Consider the following 23,501-nt stretch of genomic DNA (forward strand, 5'->3'; position numbering starts at 1 on the left):
AAATGGATAATATTTATAGGAATAGTAGAATAAAGCACTACCGCGGTAGGGAAGTTGCAGACCCCTGGTGTCTCCAGATTATAAAACTTACAGAAGCTGTGCTAACAACTTGCTGATGGGGTGGTTATAGATAAGCTTACTAATGTTACGAAGAACTAAACTAATGAATATATATCCGTGTCAGTGCGGGAATACGCTGCATTTTGAGAATTCATCCTGTGTCAATTGCCATCGGGAAGTAGGTTGGTGCCCGTCGTGCGAGGGTATCCGATCGCTTAATCCGCTCGATGAACATACCTATAGCTGCGGCAATTGCCAGGCAACCTTAACAAAATGCGCCAACTATCGAGACTATCAGGTCTGTAATCGTTGTGTTGTGGTAACTACAACCTGGCAGCAGGCCGACGCATATTGCGACTGCTGTAGTCTGAATCGTATTGTGCCCGATATGTCGGTACCGGGTAATCAGGAGAAATGGTATAAACTTGAAGCAGCAAAACGACGTCTTCTTTATACCCTGGATATTCTTGGGCTACCCTACGGATCGGTCTATTCCGGTTTTTCGTTACCCCTGATTTTTGATTTCAAAGGCGATGTAGTGCTAACTACGCAGGCCGGAACCGACGCTATCATTGCCGAAAAAGTGTTCACTGGCCATGCCGATGGCACCATTACGATCAATATTGAAGAGGCCGACCCGGTGGAGCGGGAAAAACTTCGGGTCGATTTTGGCGAATCGCACCGTACGCTGATCGGGCATTTTCATCATGAGATCGGGCATTATTACTGGCAGTTGTTGGTTCAGTATCGTTGCGAAGAAGAATGTAAAGCCGTATTTGGCGATCATACGGCTGTCGATTACGTAATAGCCATGAATCAGTATTATCAGCAGGGACCTAAACCCGACTGGGCGCTCAGGTACATCAGTGCTTACGCCAGTATGCACCCGTGGGAAGATTTTGCCGAAACATTTAGGGCCTATCTGGAAATGATTACTATTCTGGATACTGCCGAGAATGTGAACCTATTGCTCGAAGAAGAGGAATCGGTTGATTTTCGGGGAACCCCCTTCGATAAACTACTGCTTAACTATGAGCAACTAGGCATAAAACTTAACGAAATGAACCGCACAATGGGATTGCTGGATGTGGTTCCCGAAGTGTTCAATGCGGCCATTGTTCAAAAAATGAAATTCATCCATAAGCTGGTGAAACAAGGCCGATCGATGAAAAAAGAAGTGAAGCGGGCAACGGTGCTGGCATAAATACGTGACCGTAGGGCGCGTTAGCCAGTGACGAATAACCAAATCCCCCAACGGCACGTCTTCAGGATATGCCATTGGGGGATTTGATTTGGGAGTAAAAACACTTAATCGACCGTGCTCAGCTTTACCGTATTGGTCCGACGGCTTTGCGTAAGCGGCATACTGAGTGTATTGATAAAAATATCGCCAGAGGCCAGTTTGCCCTGACCAATCAGCGTTTGTTTAATACCCTCTACCGTCTGATCGACATTCAGATCGTGGTTTGGTTCATAAGGCATTACCTGAACCCCCCAATACAGACCTAAGGTGTTCCGGAGCCGGGCATCATTACAGAAGACAAACAAATCGGCTTTGGGCCGGTGGTGCGAGAGCCGCACGGCCGTATAGCCCGAATTTGTAATGCCAATAACGGCCTTCGCTTTTGTGTCGCGTGCCAGCCGGCAGGCGCTCATCACCACGTTGTCGTTAATGACATTTTCGCTCGGATGTTCATTCACATAAGCATGGTAGCGATAATAAATTGTGTCGCTGGTGGCTTCGACCTGCCGAATGGTATTGGCCATACTTTCGACGGCCAGAATTGGGTATTTGCCCGACGCCGTTTCGGCACTCAGCATTACGGCATCGGCACCATCCAACACCGAGTTGGCAATATCGTTGATTTCGGCGCGGGTTGGGCGAGGAGCGTCGATCATGCTTTCGAGCATCTGGGTAGCCACAATAACCGGCTTGGCGGCTTTGTTACACTTCTCAACCAGCATTTTCTGAATCATCGGTACTTGCTCGGCCGGTAATTCAACGCCCAGGTCGCCACGGGCAACCATCAGACCATCGGTCGCTTCAATAATGGCGTCGATGTTCTGGATCGCTTCCGGTTTTTCAATTTTGGCAATAACACGGCTACTCTTGCCTTGTGCTTTAATGTATTCTTTGATTTCAATAATTTCTGAAGCTTCACGGACAAACGAGAGCGCAATCCATTCGGCGTTGTGCTCCAGGCCAAACTTAAGATCTTCCCAGTCTTTTTCGGTAACAGCGGGCATCGACACTTTGGTGTTTGGCAGGTTCACTCCTTTTTTGGATTTCATCGGACCGCCATAAACGACTTCCGTCACCACATCGGTACCATCGGTACCAATCACACGAACTTCCAGTTTGCCATCGTCCATCAGGATGCGCTCCCCCGGATGAACGTCCTGATACATGCCTTTATAAGGTGTACTGACCCGTTCAGCCGTTCCAATGATGTCGTCGTTTGTAAATACGAGCTGGCTACCAGGAAGCAGCATGACGCCATCTTTATTTTCGACATTACCAATACGGATCTTAGGCCCTTGTAAATCCTGCAACACGCACAGATTCAGATTGTATTCTGCATTGATCTCACGAATGCGATTTAATCGCTGAAGGTGGTCTTCGTGGGTACCGTGGGAGAAGTTGAGCCGGAATACGTTGACACCGGCTTTGGCTAATGCCAGCAATTGTTCTTTCGTTTCGGAAGCCGGGCCAATAGTGGCCACAATCTTGGTTTTCTTAGACATGAGGTACGGGAAAATTGGGCAAAAATGGCCAAAAGCCGGTGCAAAAATAACCGGTAGGTACAATAAACAGTTGACTTAATCGAAATTTTACGGATATAACGAAAACCAACGGGCTTTAAAACTAACAAACTCCATAAAAACAAGCCCGCTGAAACGGCCTCAGGCATGAATTGGGTAAGTAATTGCCGGTTCAAAAAAATAAGCGCGTCCGCAATCAGGAATCAATAAGACCCTTGACTAACGCGCTATATGTATTCATTATGAACAATGCCCAACGCTTGCGAACCAGAGCGATTTTGCAGGAATTTTCTCTTTTTTCAATCTTCTTTCGATTTTGCGAGTTAGCTATTAGAAACCTGCTCTTACTGATGAGTAAGAGCTAAAAGCTATCTTTTCAACTTCGTTCAATTCCGCTATGGCAAACAAGAACGTTGATCTTGACCAACTTAGCATCAATACCATCCGGCTACTGTCGGTCGATGCTGTTCAGAAAGCCAATTCTGGCCATCCGGGTTTGCCGCTGGGCGCTGCGCCCATGGCTTATGTGCTCTGGTCTCGTTTTTTGCGATTCAATCCTAAAGATCCTCAATGGCCCGACCGCGACCGATTTGTGCTGTCGGCAGGACATGGGTCGGCACTGCTCTACAGTATGCTGCATTTGTATGGCTATGATTTGAGTCTCGACGATCTGAAAAACTTCCGGCAAATTCACTCCAGAACACCGGGCCACCCCGAGTCGAATCTGACGCCGGGTGTTGAGGTAACTACCGGGCCGTTAGGGCAGGGGTTTGCGAATGGGGTCGGTATGGCAATGGCAGAGGCCTTTCTGGCAGCTACCTATAACCGCGATGGGCATACGGTGGTTGATCATTACACGTATTCCATTGTCAGCGATGGCGATCTGATGGAAGGTATCGCATCAGAGGCTGCTTCGCTGGCTGGCCACCTGAAGCTAGGGAAGCTGATTTATCTCTACGACGATAATCTTATTTCGCTCGACGGCCCAACCAATCTGGCTTTTACGGAAGATCGGATGGCGCGTTTTGATGCCTATGGCTGGCATACACAACACGTTGCGGATGGCAATGATCTGGATGCCATTGAAGCGGCTATCCGGGCAGCACAGGCCGAAACCGACCGACCGTCGATTATTGCCGTTCGCACAATTATTGGCTATGGCAGTCCGCAGGAAGGCACCAGCAAAGTACACGGCAGTGCGCTGGGCGAAGAAAACGTTCGGAAAACCAAAGAGTTTTTTGGGTGGGACCCCAACAAAACCTTTTTTGTTCCTGAAGACGTGAAAGCCTATTTGCTCGAACCAGGCAAAAAAGGAGCTGATTTGCAAACCGATTGGCAAAACCGATTTGAAGATTATAAGGCACAGTTTCCGGCCGAAGCGGATCTGTTTAGCGTATCGTTTGCTGGTAAATTGCCCGAAGGCTGGGATGCAGATTTGCCGCAATTTAAGCCCGACGATGGACCACTGGCAACGCGACAGGCGTCGGGCAAAGCGCTAACGGCGCTGAAGCAACACGTGCCGTATTTGTTTGGGGGCTCGGCCGATCTGGCATCGTCGAACGAAATGCCAACCAAAGGTGATGTGAGTTTTCAGCCGGGGCATTATGGCAACTCGAACATCTGGTTTGGTGTACGTGAACACGCTATGGGGGCAGCCCTCAACGGTATGGCGCAGCACGGTGGCGTGCATCCTTACGGCGGCACCTTCCTGAACTTTTCCGATTATATGCGGGGAGCAATCCGGCTAACGGCGCTGGCCGAATCGGCGGTGACGTTTGTGTTTACGCACGACAGTATTGGTCTGGGAGAAGATGGCCCTACGCACCAGCCAATCGAGCAGTTTGTGTCCTTGCGAACTATTCCAAATAGTATTGTGATTCGACCGGCCGATGCCAACGAAACGGTTGAAGCCTGGCGAGTGGCTATGATGCAGCACAAAACGCCCGTTGCTCTGATTCTGTCTCGGCAGAAGTTACCGGTAATCGACCAGAGTAAATATGGGTCGGCTCGCGGATTGGAGAAAGGGGCTTATATTCTGAGTGACGCCGAAGGAACGCCCGAGCTGATCTTAATCGGTACTGGCTCGGAAGTATCGCTGGTGTTGGACGCACAGGAGGAGTTAAAGAAACAGGGTATTCAGGCTCGGGTAGTTAGTATGCCTTCGTGGGAACTGTTTGAAAAGCAGGATCGGGCTTATCAGCATGAAGTGCTGCCACCAACCGTCCGTAAGCGACTGGCTGTAGAAGTGGGTTCGCCCATAGGCTGGCATAAATACGTGACCGACGAAGGAACGTCGCTGAGTATGAATCGTTTCGGCTTGTCTGGTCCGGGCGAAGAAGTGATGGCCTATTTCGGCTTTACGGTTGAAAATGTCGTCAAAAAGGCATTGAGTGTACTTAAAGGCGAACCCGAAGGCATGGAAGAAAAAGAAGTGTTATCGCATGAGAAGTAGTGTTAAGTTAGACCTAAAAGGTTTTAAAAACCTTTTAGGTCTGTTCTGATGCTCATCCGCGATTGCATCGTGGACGAGCATCAGAAAGTGGCTAATAACAATTGCCCAATAACAAAAAAGAGGTTAGCCCGCCTGGACTAACCTCTTTTTAATGAGAACAAAAGACAGAATTAGTTGTCCGTCGCCAGTTTGTTCAGTGCCAGTTCCGATGCCGAAATTGGCCAGATATAGCCATTGTCCGATGGCGCTTTTGACTGAGCTGTTCCTTTTGCAGGAATCGTTTGCAGCAGACGCATCAGATCGTTATTGCGCAGCCCTTCGCCCAGGAACTCAATACGACGTTCGGTCAGAATGGCGTTGATGAGGTCGGTAGAAGCGGCAAAGCTATCAGCCGTAAACGTTGTTGAGGCATCCGAACGATTTCGTACGGCATTCAGCAGCGCTACTGCCTGTGCATCGACTGTGTTGGTGCTACGAACTTTTGCTTCGGCCAGGTTCAGAAGCACTTCGGCATACCGAATTACAGGAACATAATCTGTATAGGGGCTTGGTGCCTTGTACTTAACAAGCCAGTTTTTAACGGTTGTCGTACCCGACTGCTTAATGAACGAACGACGCTTATCGGTTGCTTTCCAATCCGGGTTAGCAATGATTCCATTCGGATTCAGCGAAAACTCGCCATTTCCTACACCACCATTAGCCGTAGTTGGCGAAAAGTAATACGCCAACTGGTTTTGCGTGCCCGGATAGTCTCCTGTGGTACTGGTCATTGGCATCGAGAAAATGGATTCCGATGTTGTATAGTTCGTGAAAACCGTTGTGATATCTGGCTGCAATGCATTGGCAACGTTCGAAGGCGACGAGAAGGGAGCCGTAGCACTCACGATCTTGTTAGCTTCCGTAATTACGTTGGCATAGTTCTGCATGCTCAGATACACGCGTGTTTTCAGGGCAATTGCTGTGTTCTTGTGAGCGCGGGTAACGTTGTCAGAGGCTGCCGTATATTTTGAAGGTAAATCGGCTTCTGCTTCGTTCAGGTCTTTAATTACCTGGGCATACACCTCGGCCACTGTGCTTCTGGCTAAGTCAGACTGCCCTGCTCCTTTAATACCGGTAAGGCGCAGAGGCAACCCTGGGTTGTTACCATTGCCATCGGCATATGGACGAGCATAGAACTGAAGCAGGCTATAATAGACTAGACCACGAATCAGTTTGGCTTCCGCGATGTACTGTTTTCCCAAATCGGCACCTACTACCGTAGTGCCGCCTGCTGCCATACCATCTAAAAAGATATTGCACTTGTTAATGGCCAGATAGCCATAGTTCCACAAGTTAGAAACGGCAGTGGCGCTGTTGGTTGGGTTTTCGGCCCACACGTCAGAACCCGTAACCAGGTTATTCGTCTCGTTGATAAAATCTTCGCCACGAATATCGCCATAGATTACATAGCGGCCGCCATACACGTTACCATCTTTCAGCGCTCCATATAAAGAGAGAAGCTGTGTATTAACGCGTGATACGGTGCTAAAGGCAGATACGTCTGCTACCAATGTTTGTGGAATTGGGGTAAGCAAATCCCGATTACAGGCACTAAAACCCCAGCTAATCAGGCATAAGGCTGCCGAATATATTATTTTCTTTTTCATAAAATCTTTGATGAAACGCATTAGAAACCTGCCCGTAAACCAATCGTTATTGTGCGTGCGTTACCGATTGTGTTTCTGTCGACACCTTGCGAAGATGTACTGCTATTGCTGTTGGCACCGTTCGACGATACTTCTGGATCTGGACCTGGATACTTGGTGATTAAGCCCAGGTTCTGACCGCTTACATAAACCCGCAGATTGCTGATTTTAGCTCTCGATGTGAGCGATGCCGGTAGCGTATAGCCCAGCGTCAACGTTCTAAGCCGCAGGAAGTCACCTTTAAATACGTTGGCATCCAGCGGAATAGCAGAGCCATTCGATACGTTATCGCCATAAACAGGCTTAGCATACTTCTTGCCCGTATCGCCTTCTTTCTGCCAGGCATCGGTCAACACGTCTTTGGCGTTATTCCACCAGCGTTGATCGTGCAAACCAGCGTTGGAGCCGTAGTATACGTAGAAACCGAGCTGATAGGTAAGCAGAGCGCTCAGGTCAAAGTTTTTGTATTTGAAGGTGTTATCCCAGCCACCATACTGTTTTGGCAACACGTTTGCATACATCACCCCATCGGCAGCCTGTGTAATAGCCGATCCACCTGTTGGACTAACATATTTTGTTTTGCCATCGGGTGTAGTTGAATACTGATACTGGCCCGTTGGAGCGTAGTATTGATAGTACACGTTCTGTCCCTGCGAATTCACAAAAATACGCTTGCCCGTTCCCGGATCGACACCATTCGTACGAACTACCCACAACTGACCCAGCGAATAACCGGCCTGAGTCTGGTTTACTGTTTCGAGCGCACCACTACCACCAATTCCGGTTTGAATTACATTTAAGCCAGGAGCCAGCGAAGTCACTTCGTTTTTGTTGAAGGTAATGTTGAAGCTCGAATTCCACTGGAAAGCTTTTGAATTAACCACCCGTGCGTTCAGCGACAGCTCTATACCTTTATTATACATCGTACCAACGTTCTGAGGGGGGTTGGTTGGCAGACCAGTCGATGGAGCCTGGGCTACATACAGAATCAGGTTGTTGATGTCGTTTTTGTACCAGGCAAATTCACCCGTAATCCGATCATTGAACAAACCGAAGTTAAAGCCAACATCGGTCTTCGTACTGGTTTCCCATTTCAGATTGGGGTTGCCCACGTTCGAGAAATACAACGTAGAAGAACCACCATATAAGCCCGAAGCGTAGGTAGAGTAAGGCGTATAGTCGCCGATACCGCCAATGTTACCGACCTTACCGTAGCTACCGCGTATTTTAAAGTTGCTGAACACACGGTCGAGGCCAGCCGCTTTCCAGAAACCCTCCTGCGTGATTTCCCAACCAGCCGATGCGCCCCAGAATACGCCTTTTTTCTCGCCCAAAGCCGAGTATTCGTCCTGACGAACATTACCGCTCAGGAAGTACTTTTCTTTATAGTTATAATTTAACCGACCAAAAGCAGATAACAGGTAGTTCTCGCCATAAGTCATACCCGCTGGGTTGTTATTCACCCAGCCTGCCTGAATCTGGTTATAGGCATCATCCGACAAGGTCTGACGGTTGATACCAAAGGCATTGGACGTACGGCGTTGTTGTTCCTGACCAACCAGCAGGCTAACATTATGGCTACCCGCAAACGTCTTGTCGAATTGCGCCGTGTTGGTCCAAACCCATGTTTTGTAGGTTCCCGCACTGGCAGTTCCATAGCCACCATAGCTGTAACCATCACCACTGATCGGTGTCCAGAAAAGATCGTTATTGATCAGCAGATAGTCGATACCGTAGGTACTTCTCAGCGTAATCCAGTCTAATGGCTTAAACTGGGCATAAATGTTCGACTGAATGTGATTACTTTCTGAGTTAGAGCGGTTATTGTCGAGCAGAACTACTGGGTTATAATACGATAGTGAACTTATACCGCTGATGTTAGAAGAGCCAATAGCCGAACCATTTATGTTATACGAACCATCATTTTTGTAAGGAGAAATGATGGGAGGCAATACAATAGCCAAACGACCTAAACCACCCGTGTTGAAGGCTTCGCCATAGAGCGACCCCGACGAGGTAGCGGCCAGGTTCTTCTCGTTAGAGTAAGCAATCTTGCCACCAACGGTAAACATCTTGCCCAGCTTGCTGTCCATATTGAACAGCGTATTGATGCGCTGGAAATCGTTTTTCTTCAGAATCCCCTGCTGATTCGTATAGCCAACCGAGAAATAGTAATTGGTTTTATCCGAACCACCCGAAATGTTTACATTGTGGTTCTGGGAAACGCCCTGCCGATAAACCTGATCATACCATTTGGTATCGACTGGGTTGCCATTGGCATCGTTTACCTGATTGTACTTAATGGCACTTGCCGACGGGTTGTTGGCAACCGCCTGCGTTTTGAAGTTAATGTACTCCTGCGCATTTAGCAGCGATGGTAGCCGATAGGCATTGGAAAAGCCAACCCAGCCATCATAATTAACTTTAACAGTCCCTGATTTACCCCGTTTGGTCGTAATGAATACAACACCGTTGGCAGCACGGCTACCGTAGATCGCAGTGGCAGCGGCATCTTTGGCTACGTCGATGCTTTCAATATCATTTGGATTGATACTGGCCAGTGGGTTAGCAGGTGCGTTTGTCGACGAATAGTCGCCCGTGAAGGATGGAACACCATCAACTACAATAAGCGGCTGTGAGCTAAGCGAAATAGAGTTTGTACCACGAATACGGAAAACGGGAGGATTGTTCAGTACACCGTTCGGAACCGTAATCTGAACACCGGCCGTACGACCAGCCAGACCCGATTCAAAGCTCTGGATTGGCATCTGAGCAATGGTAGCCCCTTTTACGGAACCAATACTACCGGTAGCATCACGCTTGGTTTGTGTACCATAACCAATTACAACAACTTCGTTTAGTTGCTGCGAATCGCCAGACAGCGACACATTGATCGCGCTGCGGTTGTTGACGGGCACCTCCTGAGTCGTATAGCCGATGAAGCTGAAAACTAACTGGGCACTGGCTGGTGCCGTTAGCCGATAATTACCCTGTGCATCGGTGTTTGTACCACGGTTTGCACCTTTAACTTGTACAGTCACTCCTGGTAGGGGCGACCCGTCGTCTGATGAAGTAACGCGGCCACTTACGGTTACATCCTGCGCCAATGCTGGCAAGCAGAAAAGTAGACCAAGAAGCCAACTTCCGAATAGAATTTTTCTCATGAAAACAGTAGTTGTTAGGTACTTTTTAATATCCCAAGAAAACGGGAGAACAAAAGTAATATATAGATCCCGTATAATTGAAAGGGATTGCAAATATTTTTTTGCAATATTCTTAGAATGGCTAATAATGATAAACAGTATCTTCTTTTACATGTATATTTATTTGGTAGACTGTGTTCATGCTGCTAAAATATTATTCTGACTTGTTAGATTGATATTGTATAAGTACAAATACTATGTTTTTTGGTTTAACTATGGCTGATTTTACTGTATCTAGTGGAAAGTAAGCTCCTGTTTTAGGAATAATACTTAGCATCGGAAGTAGATAGCGAGCAAAAGGAGTAGTTTGAGGAGAAAGGCATATTTGCGGCTTATGGGCTTTAATTTCTCCAAAAGACAAAAACAGTAAAATAGGATTAAGCTTATATATGCTTCGTAAATAGTGGAACCATATTATACTTTTGTATTTTGTATTTTATAGGTATATTTAGTTGAAAAATCGGATTAGTGTAGTATATTATATGTATTTTAGTTGATTTTTCAATATAAAGATATTGTGGTATTGCCACGGCTCGGGCAAGGCTGGTTCAGGAGATATGTAGCTGATAGCGCAATTGTTAGAACTTATTGGTATCGGGTTGTTAAATCGCTGGTTTACAGTTTGCTTAGCCGGTCGGCAGCCTCTATCAAGGTAGCGTCATCTTTGGCAAAGCAGAAACGCAGCACTCGGTAATCGTTTTTCCGATGATAGAAAACCGAAACTGGAATGGCTGCTACACCAATTTCTTTTGTCAGACGAAGGGCTAGTTCATAGTCAGGTTCGTGGCTAATATCGGCGTAGGAAACGGTCTGGAAAAAACTGCCTTCTGTTGTCCGAAACCGAAATCTGGATTGCCGTAAACCATCGAGAAACAGGTCGCGTTTGTGTTGGTAAAAAGCAGGAAGTTGTAAGTAATGATCCGGATTTTTTAAGTAATCGGCCAGGGCGTATTGGATAGGAGTGACCGTACTGAAGGTTAAGTATTGATGGATTTTGCGAAATTCGGTAGTTAACGGTCGCGGGGCAAAGCAATAGCCGACTTTCCAGCCTGTTATATGAAATGTTTTGCCAAAAGAGCCAATCACAAACGTACGTTCCTGTAGAACCGGATGCGTCATGAGCGAATGGTGCTTCCGGCAATCGAACAAAATGTGTTCATAGACTTCATCGCTTACAACCCAGATAGCACGATCCTGAATCAGGTTGGCTAGTTGGTCAAGATCAGTTGTTGTCCAGACGCGGCCGGTTGGGTTATGGGGAGTATTGACCAGAATCAGGCGGGTTTTATCGGTTATTTTTTCGGCAACTAGCTGCCAGTCGATGGTATAATCTGCGGTATGCGTTTCCGGGGCTGACTCGTTTGCTGGAGCCAGGGTTATATATACAGGAGTGCCACCATTGAGTTCGATGGCTGGCACGTAGCTATCGTAGGCAGGTTCAAACACAATTACCTCATCGCCGGGGCGAACCACTGCCGTAATGGCTGCAAAAATCGCTTCGGTAGCGCCCGAAGTGATCGTAACCTCCGTTTCAGGATCGTAGGAAACGTTATACTGATTAACCGCTTTCTGGGCCAGGGCTTCCCGTAGTGCAGGCACACCGGTCATTGGAGCATACTGATTGAACCCTTTTTGCAGGTACTGCTCAACCAGCGATACAAGTTCTGGCGAACAATCGAAACCCGGAAATCCCTGCGATAGGTTGATGGCACCGGTTTCGGTGGCTAGTTTCGACATAACCGTAAAAATGGTTGTGCCAACGTGAGGAAGTTTAGATGAGCGTGTTTTAAGGGGGTCTTTATTCATTTACTGCTGCCAGGAGAGGGGTAAAAATAGGATGCAATGTTACAGAATTTAGTGATTCGCTTCGGTAGGCGCCGGGGAGCATCACTAAAATGGTGCGTCGACGGTAGCTTGCAGGATAACTATTGTTTGGCAGAGTAAATAGGGTGCACGGAGTGGTTTCTACTAAGGTTGATAAAATTGGCTGGTTATATAGACGAAGATTCTTTGAAATTCGCGTTGATTCGGGCCAGGTTTGGAACTTGATTCGGCCATTAAGTCATTGTTTAAGAGCAAATGGGCAGCGGTAGAAATGCCCGTCAGCAAGTTCTGGAACGTTCTGGAATCATACTCAATACTGGATGTTATGCGAATTTTGATTGTTGAAGATGAATGGGAAGTTGCTACACTCATCAAAACGGGGTTAGAAGAATATGACTTCGTGGCCGTCATTGCTGGCGATGCCAAAGAAGCTCAGCAAAAACTGGCCGAGTCAGAATTCGATATTGTCATTCTCGATGTCAATCTGCCCGTCATTAGTGGCTTCGATCTGTGTCGGATGATTCGCAATCGATTCGAAAACTTGCCCATACTGATGCTGACGGCCTTTGGCAGTACCGACAGTAAACTCGACGGATTCGATGCCGGTGCCGACGATTATCTGGTTAAGCCGTTCGAGTTTCGGGAGTTGGTTGCTCGTCTGCGGGCACTTACCCGGCGGAATTCAGCGCATCCGGCCGAACCAGCAATTCTCCGAATTGCCGATCTGGAACTCAACCAACAGAGCAAAACCGTAAAACGGGGTAATCAGAAGCTTTCGCTGACAGCCCGCGAACTGGCGTTGCTGGAGTTTTTTCTGAAAAACCAGAACAAGGCGCTGAGTCGTAATGAGATCATCGAGCAGGTGTGGGATCTGAATTTCGATACGGGCACCAATGTCGTGGATGTATACGTGAACTACCTGCGAAAAAAAATAGATAAGGATTTTCCGGTCAAGCTCATCCACACTCTCAGCGGCATTGGCTATATCATGCAGGCTACCGACGACTAACTTATGAAGATACGCGCTCGTCTGTCCTTTACGTTCGTTGGTATTGTAGCGGCTATTTTACTGCTGTTTTCGTTTGTCGTATATGCTACGGCGGAGTATTTCAGGCAGCGGGATTTCTACCTGCGGCTGAGCGATAAGGCCAAAACCACAGCCCGGCTGCTGCTCGACGAAGATGAAATTACGATGCGGCTGCTGCGGATTTTTGAGCAGAATAACCTTACGGCACTTCCCGAAGAGCAGATCAATATTTACGATCAGCAGAATCGGATGATTTATGCCACGCAGGATAGTACTATCATCAAACCCGAAGTGTTGCTGCTGATTCGAAAGAAGAAAGAAGCTTTTTTTCGAAAGGGCCCACAGGAAATTGTTGGCTTTGTGCACCGGCATAACAATCAGGAGTATATACTGGTGGCATCGGCACACGACGAGTATGGGCTGGAAGAAATGCGGCACCTCAGCACCATTATGGTGGTGGGGCTGGTGTGTAGTCTGGCATTGATGGGAATTGTGGGCTGGGCCTATGCGGGCCGGTCGCTACGACCTATTTCGGAAGTAATCAGGCAGGTCGACCGCATAACGGCTTCAAATCTGAATCAGCGCGTTTCGGCCGGGAACGATGAAGACGAGCTGGCACAACTGGCACACACGTTTAACCGAATGCTCGACCGGGTGCAGGAAGCTTTTGAAATGCAACGAAACTTTGTGGCCAATGCCTCGCATGAACTACGTACTCCGCTTACGATCATTACCGGCCAAATTGAAGTAACATTGCTCAAACGCCGGACAGTTGAAGAGCACGAAGCCAAATGGAAAGCCGTGCTGGAAGTGATTCAGCGGATGAACAAACTCACCAACAACCTGCTCGACCTGACGCTGGTGAGTTTGGGCTCGACACCCCTGAAGTTTAGCGAAGTGGCTATCGATGAGGTTATTTACCAGGCGTCGCAAATGCTTACCAACCGCCAGCCCGATTATTCGGTGGTATTTGCCTTCGACGGTAAACTCGAAAGTATGCAGCCGTCGCTAACCATTGAGGGAAATAAATCGCTGCTGTTTTCTGCCTTTTTCAATCTGATGGAAAATGGCTGCAAGTTTTCCGAAAAGAAGCGCGTCGATGTAACGCTGGGAGCCACCGAACGCTGGATAACGGTTGAGTTCAAAGACGAAGGCGTTGGCATTTCAGAAGCCGACCTCAAAAGCATTTACGAACCCTTTTTCCGGGCCGATAACGTAAAACGTATTCATGGCCATGGCGTTGGACTACCGCTTACCTACCGAATTATTCAACTTCACTACGGATATATTCACGTCTCGTCCGAAATCGATCGGGGAACAACCTTTACAGTTCAGCTACCCAAAAAGCTCTAATCGATTTCTAATCGGTTTCTAACCGATCTCTCATTACCTTCTAATTACCCCTTAATGAAGGCCGTTATTGCCTGAGCTAATTTTGTGTTGTAAATGTATCAATACGCTAAAACGATGGTATTGAGCTATGTACGACCGCGTTAGAGAAACCGAAAAACTTGTGAATTGGCTGACTGTCTGGGGAATCGTTATTGCCTGCATAGTTTTTAATCGATATACCGACAGACGGCAGCAGAAACAGCATGAGCGGGCTCAGTATGAAGCCATAAGCCAGCGAGCCGATTCGCTACTGGTTGAAAAACAGCGTCTGGAGCAGCGTTTACAGCAGTTAGAGAGTACAACAAAGCTACGTATATCAGTCATTCAGCGGGCTCAACCGGCCAGACTGGGTGAACTATAACAACAAAAAGAAAGCAGTAAACAGCTCAACGAACAATGAATGATGCAAAAAAGAATAATAGCGCAATTCGTTTACCAAATCTTCAGGGCGACATTAGGGGGGGAGCCATCTCGTTTCTGGTTGCAGTACCCTTATGTCTGGGAATTGCACTGGCCTCGGGGGCTCCGCTTTTTTCCGGTATCATTGCCGGTATAGTGGGTGGTCTGGTAGTGGGGGCCGTCAGCCGGTCGGCGCTGAGTATTTCGGGTCCCGAAGCGGGCCTGATCATCGTCACCTTAGGGGCCATTCAGTCGCTGGGATCATTTCCGGCCTTTTTGCTGGCTACCTGCATTGCCGGTCTTTTTCAGATTGGACTGGGGTTTGCCCGCGCCGGTATGGTTAGTAATTTCTTTCCATCGTCGGTCATTAAAGGAATGCTGGCCGGTATTGGTATCATTCTGATTATTAAGCAACTCCCGCATTTGGTAGGCTACGATGCCGACGCAGCCGAGGGGTTAGCCCTTTTTCAGCCCGGCGGATTCAATATTATTGAGCAACTACAGATGGCTCTGGGGCAGTTTCGGGGCATCGCTATACTGATCTCGGTACTGTCGCTGGCGGTATTTTTTCTGTGGGAGCGGCCGGGTTTCAAAACAACCAGGTTTGCCCAGAACGTTCCGGCGGCACTGGTCGTTGTGGTGCTTGGTATCTGTATGAACGAACTTGTTCGGCTGATGGCTCCTGAATGGGCCTTGCGGGGTAATCATCTGGTTCAGTTGCCGGTGCCTGATAGTGCAATCGGATTCATAAACCTGTTTACTCTGCCCGATTTCTCGCAGTGGAATAACCCAGTAGTCTATACATCGGCCATTGCCATTGCGCTGGTGGCTAGTCTGGAAGCGCTACTGGCCATTGAAGCCTCGGATGCGCTGGACCCGCTGAAACGTAAAACGCCGACCAATCATGAACTGAAAGCTCAGGGCGTCGGCAATATCGTGAGTGGCCTGATTGGCGGTATTCCGCTAACATCGGTGATTGTACGGAGTTCGGTCAGCATTAATGCCGGAGCGCGTACCAAACTCGCTGCCCTGATTCATGGCACACTGCTGCTGGTATGTGTGGTAACGCTGCCCACATTGCTCAATAAAATGCCGTGGGCGAGTCTGGCATCTATTCTGCTCGTGACGGGGTATAAACTGGCCCGAATTGAAATCGTGAAGAGTGTTTATGCCGAAGGCGTTGCAAAATTTGTACCGTTTGTGGTAACGGTCGTTGCCATTCTGCTAACCGATCTGCTGATAGGTATCGGCGTTGGTATGGTGGCCGGAATCTTCTTCATTCTGCGCGATCATTACCTGAATGCACACCGTGTTCGCACCAATTGGGATAGCGACAAAGACCGGACGCATATTCAGGTTAAACTGGGCGATCATGTGTCGTTTCTGAGCAAAGCCCGGCTGATGAAACTGCTCAAAAGTGTGCCCGATAATTCGATTCTCGAAATCGATGCTACGGCCTCGTCGTTTGTCGATAGCGATGTAGTGGCTACGATTCGGAATTTTGGATCATCGGCAAAGCTGCGGAATATTCAATTCATTTTTCGCGAAAATCAGGACAGGACAGTTCTGGCGGGCTATGCCCAGAGGGAACTGAAACTGGAATTAGCGGAGTAAGTTGATAAGAGGGACGTTGTGAAAGCTACCCGCCCGATGCTGTTGTCTTCCAGCATCAGGCGGGTACTTTGTTTGGGAGCTGGCAATTAGTTACTGGCTAATGGAGATTGGTAGCCGGAAATAGAATGCAGCACCATTGGCGAGGTTAGGTAACAGCCCAATTTCGCCCCCCATCGATTCAATAAATTCTTTTGAAATAGCTAGTCCTAACCCTGTTCCGCTCGATTGCCCATTTGTGCCGGGTGCCCGAAAATACCGGTCGAAAATACGGTCGCGGTGTTCAGCGCGGATGCCAGCGCCGTAGTCGCGCACAACAAATTCAACCTGGTTGCCAATCGGTCGGACCGAGACGTCGATTGGACTGTCTTCGGGGCTATGCCGAACCGCATTCGACAGAAAGTTAACCAGTACCCACGAGGCTTTGTCTGGATCAGCTTTTACGGTTGGTAAATCGACAGGCGCATTTACCTCAAAACGGATATGTTTCTGATTGGCCGATACCTGTAGGGCATTGGTTGCGTAGCGCACAATGTCGGATGGAGCTACGTTTTCGATCTTTAGCTGAATCTGTCCCGATTCTACCTGAGCCATATTGACCAACTCGCCAGTAATGTTCAGTAACCGTTCGGCATCGTCGCGGACGTGGCCAATCAGTTGTTTCTGTTCGGTATTGAGTTGCCCAATCCGGTCGTCGTCCAGCAATTTGAGGCTAAGTTTAATGCTGCTGATTGGGGTTTTTAGCTCGTGCGAAACGGTGGCAATGAAGTTGGTTTTAGCCTGATCGAGTTCTTTGAACGAGGTGATATTTTCGAGCACGATCACCCAACCCGCTGGACGATAGTCGCCATCGCCTGTGGGCGCAACGGTAACAGCATGGATCTGTTTCGTGAAAAAACTTTCTTTGCCTTTCCCATCGGCACCGGGATCATAGATTTTCAGTAGGCCATTTCCGTTTGGGCGAATGGGTTCTTCGGGCCAGTGTTCGGCCATAAGGTCCTGAATCAGGGTGCGCATCAGGTCGTTAACCGAGGCTACATCCGGTGCGTATCGACCAATCAGTTTATCGGCGTCTATGCCCAGCAATCGGCTGGCTACGGGGTTGGTAAACAGAATTTTCTTATGCTCATCCAGGCCAATAATCCCGTCGTTCATCAACTGGATCAGGGTATCAATGCGTTTTTTTTCGAATAGTAGCTTCGCCAGGTTCGAGTGTTCATATTCATCCAGTTTCTGCGCCATTGAGTTGAATGAACGGGCCAGTTCGCCAAATTCGTCGCTGGATCGGAAGTGTAGTCGTTCTTCGAAATTGCGGCTGGTTATTTGCCGAATACCTCGGGTGAGTTCGCGGATCGGGCGGGCAATGTAACTTGGGAAATTGATGACAAATGAGAAAGCGATCAGAAAACAAACCGTACCAACAACAGCCAGAAGCAACAGCGCATCCGTAGCCGTTTGTTTGGCGGTTCCGTTTTTTCGGAACATCGCCTGCCGGTTTATGTCGTCAAGCTGTAGCAGATTGACTTCCAGCCGCCGGAGGGCCATTGTATCATTAGGAACTGTAGCCAGCCGGTTAAAATCTCTTCGCAGGGCATCGGTAATGCCCTGTTCGCCCTCTTCCGTAACATTCGCTTCCTGTTTTCGGAGGGTTATTTCGAACCGGTGCAGCGCATCTGAATCAGCAACACGGTCGAGCAGCGCCTTCTGCATATCGCTCACGTATTGGAGCGATATGTAATTGTCCTTCAGAATAGCCTGCGAATCGTTGGCCAGTTCGTTTAGGTAGTAGGTGCCGAGCCCACCCAATCCGAGAATGATAACGAACATAAAGGCTAACCCGAGCGATAGTTTGGCTTTGATCGTCATGATAGTATAATCAGATCGGTATTGGAGTCTGACAGTTTAGTCAATAGCTGATTAAAGGCATTGGTGCGTAAAATGACCTGAAATAAATTAATATGCGGCTTTCCGATGCATACGGTTGTGATGTTTCGCTGATCGACGGTTTCGGCAATGGCATTGACAATATTGCGGTTTTTTACCTGGATTACTTCGGCTCCAAGTTCCGTAGCCAGTTTGAGGTTGTTGATCAAATGCCGTTGAATATCCAGTTTAATCCGGTCGGGGTCTTCGGCTGGCGTCTGTACATACAACACGAACCAACGCGACTGATAATAGCTGGCCAGGCGAGCAGTTTTTCGGATTACCCGCCGGGCTACCTCGTAGTTGCTACTGATAGCTGCCAGAAACCGTTCGGGTTTGAGTTGTGCGCCTGGAGCCATCTGAGTCTCAATTTTTCGCTCAACGGCAGTGGCTACTTCTTTGAGCGCCAGTTCGCGCAGTTGCAGAATCGTATCGGCCTGAAAAAAATTAGCTAGTGCAGATTCGACCTTGGCCCGTTCATAAATTTTGCCATCTTTTAATCGGTTGATTAGCTCGTCGGCTGTAAGATCGATGTTGACAACCTCGTCGGCCATTTGCAGAATGCGGTCGGGAACTCGTTCCGTTACGTCGATGCCCGAAATTTGCCGGACGGCCTGATGCAGACTTTCGATGTGCTGGATATTGACGGCACTGATCACATTGATGCCCGCATCCAGAATTTCAAGCACATCCTGCCAGCGTTTTTCGTTCTTTGAGCCTGGAATATTCGTGTGAGCCAGTTCGTCTACAACGACCAGCTCAGGGTGCAGATTGATAACGGCCTGCAAGTCCATTTCCTCCAGTTCGCGCCCTTTATAAAACAACCGGCGCCGGGGAATAACGGGCAACCCATCGACCAGCGCCAGCGTTTCGGCGCGGTTATGTGTTTCTACGAACCCAATACACACATCGATGCCTCCTCGCAGCAGCGAATGCGCTTCCTGCAACATACGGTACGTTTTGCCAACGCCAGCACTCATACCAATATACACCTTGAACTTACCCCGTCGCGACTGACGGAGCAAGTTCAGGAAGTGTTCGGCATTCTGGTCGTTGTTGTGCACGGGATTTACAGTTTACAGTTTTCAGTGCTTCGCTGTAGTGAGGTTATAAACAAGCGGAGCACTGAAAACTGTAAACTTTTTTAAAATGAAACGGCTACACTGGTTGTCAGGGCTGTATTGGTCCGGCTTACGCCGTTCGTTGCGTCAAAAATAGCGTCCTGGCTGTCATATACTTTTCCTTCAATACGAAATACGGCCGTGGGTAAAATAAGATAGTCGAAATTCACTGAATACCCCCAGGTCCTGAATCCATTAGCGGTTCCGGTTGCGATAATGACGCTGTTTTTATCGTCGTAATATTCGACCCGGCCAGCTAGTTTCAGAACATCGGAGATTGAGTAGCGAACAATAGCTACGGGCGAATACCAGACATAGTGACCACTACCCACCCGACGCCCATCGGAACCGATGGGTTTACGATCTGCGCCGATGTCGAAGCCCAGAATGATACTGACCTTACCGTTCGGATTCAGAATTGCGTACAAATTGTTGAAAAAGCGCGTTTGCCTGAGCGAGTCGGGCCGGTCGCTTCCGAAGAAGGTGCTCCAGTTCAACACCACATTGGCGCTGGGTTTATATTGCACCTGTGTGCTAATAGCAGGACCTGTATATCCCGGTAGTTTCGCAATTCGCTGCCAGCCATTGACTACCGATCCGAGTAATGTCCATTTTCCGTTCGATGTGTTGTAGGTAAGTTTGGCTCCGGCCAGATAGTAAGGCGAATTTTCGGCAGCTATACTTCGGGTCAGGGTCCAGCAATCTTTCGAAATAGCACTTTCCCAACCAATGTGCGAGCCAAAAATGCCAGCGTCTAACCACAAATCACGCTTCCTGCTTAGTTTCACGCCCGCATTGGCTTCAAATACATTTTTCAGCAGCGGCTGTTCGGTAACATAGTTATACTGGGCGTAGGTGCCTGCCTGAATGGCCAGATTGGCACGTACACGCTCGCTCGTATACGCGCCCTTCAGAAAGGCCAGGTTAACGTTTACTTCGCGGTTTCGTTTGTGGTTATACAAAAAACCGGGGCGTTCCTGACTGGTTTTAGGTGCTGTAAAATCATGCACATAATACGCTTCTACATAGCCACTAAATGTTATACCCATGTGGGGAATAGTTGCCGTCTGTTTGGTTTTGGTTGTATCTATTGTCTGGGCCAATGATGCGGTTGCAAACAGTGCAGAAGCGGCCGATGATAAAAAGAGGTTTTTCATGGAGTTTTGTTGTACTCAATACAGCTAAGTAGTCCGGCTACACCCGGCAAATTACTGTCAGTTATTACTTCAGACTATCTAAAGCCGCGTTCAGTTTCAGAACGTTAACTGTAGCGGGGCCGAATAGTCCGAACAGAGGCCCTTTTGTCTGCGCATCGATCAACTGATTAAGCCGATCAGGGCTAATGCCACGAATGTTAGCAATACGATTTACCTGAATTCTGGCGGCATCCGGCGACAGGTCCGGGTCAAGACCCGATCCCGAAGCCGTTACCAGTTCAGCCGGAATAGCTGCTTTGTCAATGCCCGGATTATGCACCAGAAAGGTGTCGATACGAGCCTGCACTATTTTTAGATAATCGGGATTCGAGGGGCCTTTGTTGGAGCCGCCTGATCCGGCAGCATTGTACTCAACTGCCGAAGGACGACTGTTGAAATACCGGTCTTCGGTGAACTTCTGTCCGACCAGTGCATAACCAACCACTTTACCGTTTAGGCTAACGGTTTCGCCTTTGCCTTGTCCGGGCGCCAATCGACCAACACCCGCAATAACGAGTGGATAAATAACGGAGAGAATAACCAGCAAAACGAGCGTCAGCCGAAGTGCAGATCCAATATGCTTTTTCATGATAATTCGTTCGTAATATGCTGTCATTGGTCATTTGTTTTTAAAATAAACGCTGTTGCGTAGTAGCTTGCCAATGACAAATGACATTTAGTTTATAAAAACAGCCCCACCACCAGGTCGATAAGTTTTATCCCGATAAATGGTGCTACGATACCCCCCAAACCGTAGACGAACAGATTCTGGCGGAGCAGAGCCGATGCGCCAATGGGTTTGTATTCGACACCACGTAGCGCCAGCGGAATCAGCAACGGAATAATAATGGCGTTGAAAATTACGGCCGACAAAATAGCAGATTCGGAACTGTGCAGACCCATGATATTGAGCGATTGCAGCGCCGGAATCGATACAACAAACAGTGCCGGAACAATGGCGAAATACTTGGCAACGTCGTTAGCGATGGAGAAGGTTGTCAGCGTACCACGTGTAATGAGCAACTGCTTACCAATTTCAACAACTTCAATAAGCTTGGTTGGGTCGTTGTCGAGGTCGACCATGTTGCCCGCTTCCTTGGCGGCCTGCGTGCCTGAGTTCATCGCGACGCCTACGTCGGCCTGCGCGAGCGCCGGAGCATCGTTGGTGCCATCGCCCATCATGGCTACCAGTTTGCCGCCGGTTTGTTCATGGCGGATGTAGTTCATTTTGTCTTCGGGTTTGGCTTCGGCGATGTAGTCGTCGACGCCCGCTTTTTCGGCAATAAACTTAGCCGTCAGTGGGTTGTCGCCCGTAACCATCACCGTTTTTACGCCCATCTTCCGTAGCCGTTCGAACCGTTCCGAAATACCGGGTTTAATGATGTCCTGCAATTCGATAACTCCTTTTACTTCCTCGTTTTCGGCTACAACAAGCGGAGTGCCGCCGTTGGCCGCAATTTTTTTAGCCTGCTCTTCAACCGCCTGAGGGAATGGATTCCCGGCCCGAGTGACGATAGTGCGAATTGAGTCCGTTGCACCTTTGCGGATACGTCGTACGGTCCCATTCTGATCCATTGGCATATCAATTCCCGAGGATCGCGTTTCGGCCGTAAACTTGATCAGCGTTGCTCCTTCGGTCGATAGTCGACCTGTTACGTTAGCACCCCAGCTACCTGTGCGGGCCAGTTCGACAATCGATTTTCCTTCCGGTGTTTCGTCGGCCAGCGAACTCAGCGTCGATGCCCGAACCATATCGTCTTCGCGGATGCCCGGCGCTGGATAGAAATTGGTTGCTTTTCGATTGCCGATGGTAATGGTTCCGGTTTTGTCGAGCAGCAGCGTATCGATATCGCCAGCCGTTTCAACGGCCCGCCCCGATTTGGCGATGACATTCGCCCGCAAAGCGCGGTCCATCCCTGCAATGCCAATGGCCGACAAAAGCCCCCCGATAGTTGTTGGAATGAGGCAAACAAAGAGCGAGATCAGGGCGGCAATCGTGATGGGGGTGTGGGCATAATCGGCAAAGGGTTTCAGGGCTACGCACACAATGATGAAAATCAGGGTAAAACCAGCCAGTAAGATCGTTAGGGCAATTTCGTTCGGTGTTTTTTGCCGACTGGCACCCTCTACCAGCGCAATCATTTTATCGAGAAACGACTCGCCAGGCTGTGTGGTGACCTGTACTTTAATATGGTCTGAGAGGACTTTGGTGCCGCCCGTTACCGATGATTTGTCGCCACCAGCTTCCCGGATGACCGGTGCCGATTCGCCCGTTATGGCCGATTCGTCGATAGTTGCCAGTCCCTCGATGATTTCACCATCGGCCGGGATAATATCGCCCGGTTCGCAGATGAATACATCGCCTTTAACGAGCTGAGCCGACGAGATAATTTCAATCTCGTTAGTATACATGGTACCTACTGCCCGAACAACTTTAGCGGGTGTTTCCTGCCGGGTTTTGCGGAGCGATTCGGCCTGAGCTTTGCCCCGTGCTTCGGCAATGGCTTCGGCGAAGTTGGCAAACAAAATGGTCAGGAAAAGGATAGCTGTAATGGCCACGTTATAACCCAATGAGCCTTGGGTAGTGTTGCCCGTAAGTGCGATGTAGAGCGTTACGAACACCATAATCAGGGTGCCGATTTCGACGGTAAACATAACCGGGTTTTTTATCAGAACTGCCGGATTAAGTTTGACAAACGACTCCCGAATGGCTGTTATGACGAGGTCTTTCTGAAACAGCGAAGGGGATGAATGTTGCTTTGCCATTTTTGTTATAGGTGAAAAGAATGCTGTCTGAACCTGGATTATACTGATTTACCTGACCAGCCATGATTTTATTTCGCTT

The 23,501-nt window shown here is 48.6% G+C and carries 15 protein-coding genes; 6 read left to right on the top strand and 9 right to left on the bottom strand.

Annotated elements, in window-relative coordinates; translation table 11 throughout:
* Positions 1–163 precede the first annotated feature (163 nt).
* Complete coding sequence (locus WBJ53_RS05630; protein ID WP_338875080.1) at positions 164–1,264, top strand: putative zinc-binding metallopeptidase; 1,101 nt, start codon at positions 164–166, stop codon at positions 1,262–1,264.
* Positions 1,265–1,368: 104 nt separating this feature from the next.
* Here WBJ53_RS05630 and pyk read toward each other — a convergent pair whose 3' ends face one another.
* The gene (gene pyk, locus WBJ53_RS05635) at positions 1,369–2,805 is read right to left on the bottom strand and encodes a pyruvate kinase (RefSeq protein WP_338875081.1); all 1,437 of its coding nucleotides are present in this window, start codon (positions 2,803–2,805) and stop codon (positions 1,369–1,371) included.
* Positions 2,806–3,220: 415 nt separating this feature from the next.
* Between pyk and tkt the strand changes: the two genes are divergently transcribed.
* The gene (gene tkt, locus WBJ53_RS05640; RefSeq protein WP_338875082.1) at positions 3,221–5,275 is read left to right on the top strand and encodes a transketolase; all 2,055 of its coding nucleotides are present in this window, start codon (positions 3,221–3,223) and stop codon (positions 5,273–5,275) included.
* 170 nt (positions 5,276–5,445) lie between these two features.
* Here the strand turns inward: tkt and WBJ53_RS05645 are convergent, their stop codons facing one another.
* The 3 genes from WBJ53_RS05645 to WBJ53_RS05655 all read right to left on the bottom strand — a co-directional run bounded on the left by WBJ53_RS05645 (position 5,446) and on the right by WBJ53_RS05655 (position 11,969).
* Positions 5,446–6,921: a RagB/SusD family nutrient uptake outer membrane protein gene (locus WBJ53_RS05645; protein ID WP_338875083.1), complete on the bottom strand. Its 1,476-nt coding sequence runs from the start codon at positions 6,919–6,921 to the stop codon at positions 5,446–5,448.
* A gap of 20 nt (positions 6,922–6,941) precedes the next feature.
* Complete coding sequence (locus WBJ53_RS05650) at positions 6,942–10,124, bottom strand: TonB-dependent receptor (RefSeq protein WP_338875084.1); 3,183 nt, start codon at positions 10,122–10,124, stop codon at positions 6,942–6,944.
* A 654-nt stretch (positions 10,125–10,778) separates the two neighbouring features.
* Positions 10,779–11,969 (bottom strand): methionine aminotransferase, encoded by a 1,191-nt coding sequence (locus tag WBJ53_RS05655; protein ID WP_338875085.1) that lies wholly within the window; start codon positions 11,967–11,969, stop codon positions 10,779–10,781.
* A gap of 343 nt (positions 11,970–12,312) precedes the next feature.
* On the opposite strand from WBJ53_RS05655, the gene WBJ53_RS05660 reads away from it, so the two are divergent.
* The 4 genes from WBJ53_RS05660 to WBJ53_RS05675 all read left to right on the top strand — a co-directional run bounded on the left by WBJ53_RS05660 (position 12,313) and on the right by WBJ53_RS05675 (position 16,419).
* Positions 12,313–12,996 carry a response regulator transcription factor gene (locus tag WBJ53_RS05660; RefSeq protein WP_338877157.1) on the top strand — a complete coding sequence of 228 codons (684 nt, stop codon included), beginning with the start codon at positions 12,313–12,315 and terminating at the stop codon, positions 12,994–12,996.
* 3 nt (positions 12,997–12,999) lie between these two features.
* Positions 13,000–14,367, top strand: coding sequence for an ATP-binding protein (locus WBJ53_RS05665; protein WP_338875086.1), 1,368 nt, complete (start codon positions 13,000–13,002; stop codon positions 14,365–14,367).
* A gap of 160 nt (positions 14,368–14,527) precedes the next feature.
* A complete protein-coding gene (locus tag WBJ53_RS05670) occupies positions 14,528–14,767 on the top strand; it encodes a hypothetical protein (protein WP_338875087.1) in 240 nt (79 codons plus the stop codon).
* Between the two features lie 35 nt (positions 14,768–14,802).
* Positions 14,803–16,419 (top strand): SulP family inorganic anion transporter, encoded by a 1,617-nt coding sequence (locus WBJ53_RS05675; protein ID WP_338875088.1) that lies wholly within the window; start codon positions 14,803–14,805, stop codon positions 16,417–16,419.
* Positions 16,420–16,509: 90 nt separating this feature from the next.
* Here WBJ53_RS05675 and WBJ53_RS05680 read toward each other — a convergent pair whose 3' ends face one another.
* The 5 genes from WBJ53_RS05680 to kdpB all read right to left on the bottom strand — a co-directional run bounded on the left by WBJ53_RS05680 (position 16,510) and on the right by kdpB (position 23,422).
* On the bottom strand, positions 16,510–18,282 hold the full coding sequence (locus WBJ53_RS05680) for an ATP-binding protein (protein WP_338875089.1): 1,773 nt from the start codon (positions 18,280–18,282) through the stop codon (positions 16,510–16,512).
* Entirely contained in the window at positions 18,279–19,403 is a 1,125-nt protein-coding gene (locus WBJ53_RS05685; protein WP_338875090.1) for a sensor protein KdpD, read from the bottom strand. Before WBJ53_RS05685 ends, WBJ53_RS05680 begins: the two co-directional genes overlap by 4 nt.
* Before the next feature lie 80 nt (positions 19,404–19,483).
* Positions 19,484–20,617, bottom strand: coding sequence for a porin (locus WBJ53_RS05690; protein WP_338875091.1), 1,134 nt, complete (start codon positions 20,615–20,617; stop codon positions 19,484–19,486).
* Between the two features lie 64 nt (positions 20,618–20,681).
* Entirely contained in the window at positions 20,682–21,245 is a 564-nt protein-coding gene (locus WBJ53_RS05695) for a K(+)-transporting ATPase subunit C (protein ID WP_338877158.1), read from the bottom strand.
* A gap of 92 nt (positions 21,246–21,337) precedes the next feature.
* Complete coding sequence (kdpB, locus tag WBJ53_RS05700; protein WP_338875092.1) at positions 21,338–23,422, bottom strand: potassium-transporting ATPase subunit KdpB; 2,085 nt, start codon at positions 23,420–23,422, stop codon at positions 21,338–21,340.
* Positions 23,423–23,501: the final 79 nt, after the last annotated feature.

It is taken from the genome of Spirosoma sp. SC4-14 (genome assembly GCF_037201965.1).
Lineage (GTDB): Bacteria > Bacteroidota > Bacteroidia > Cytophagales > Spirosomataceae > Spirosoma.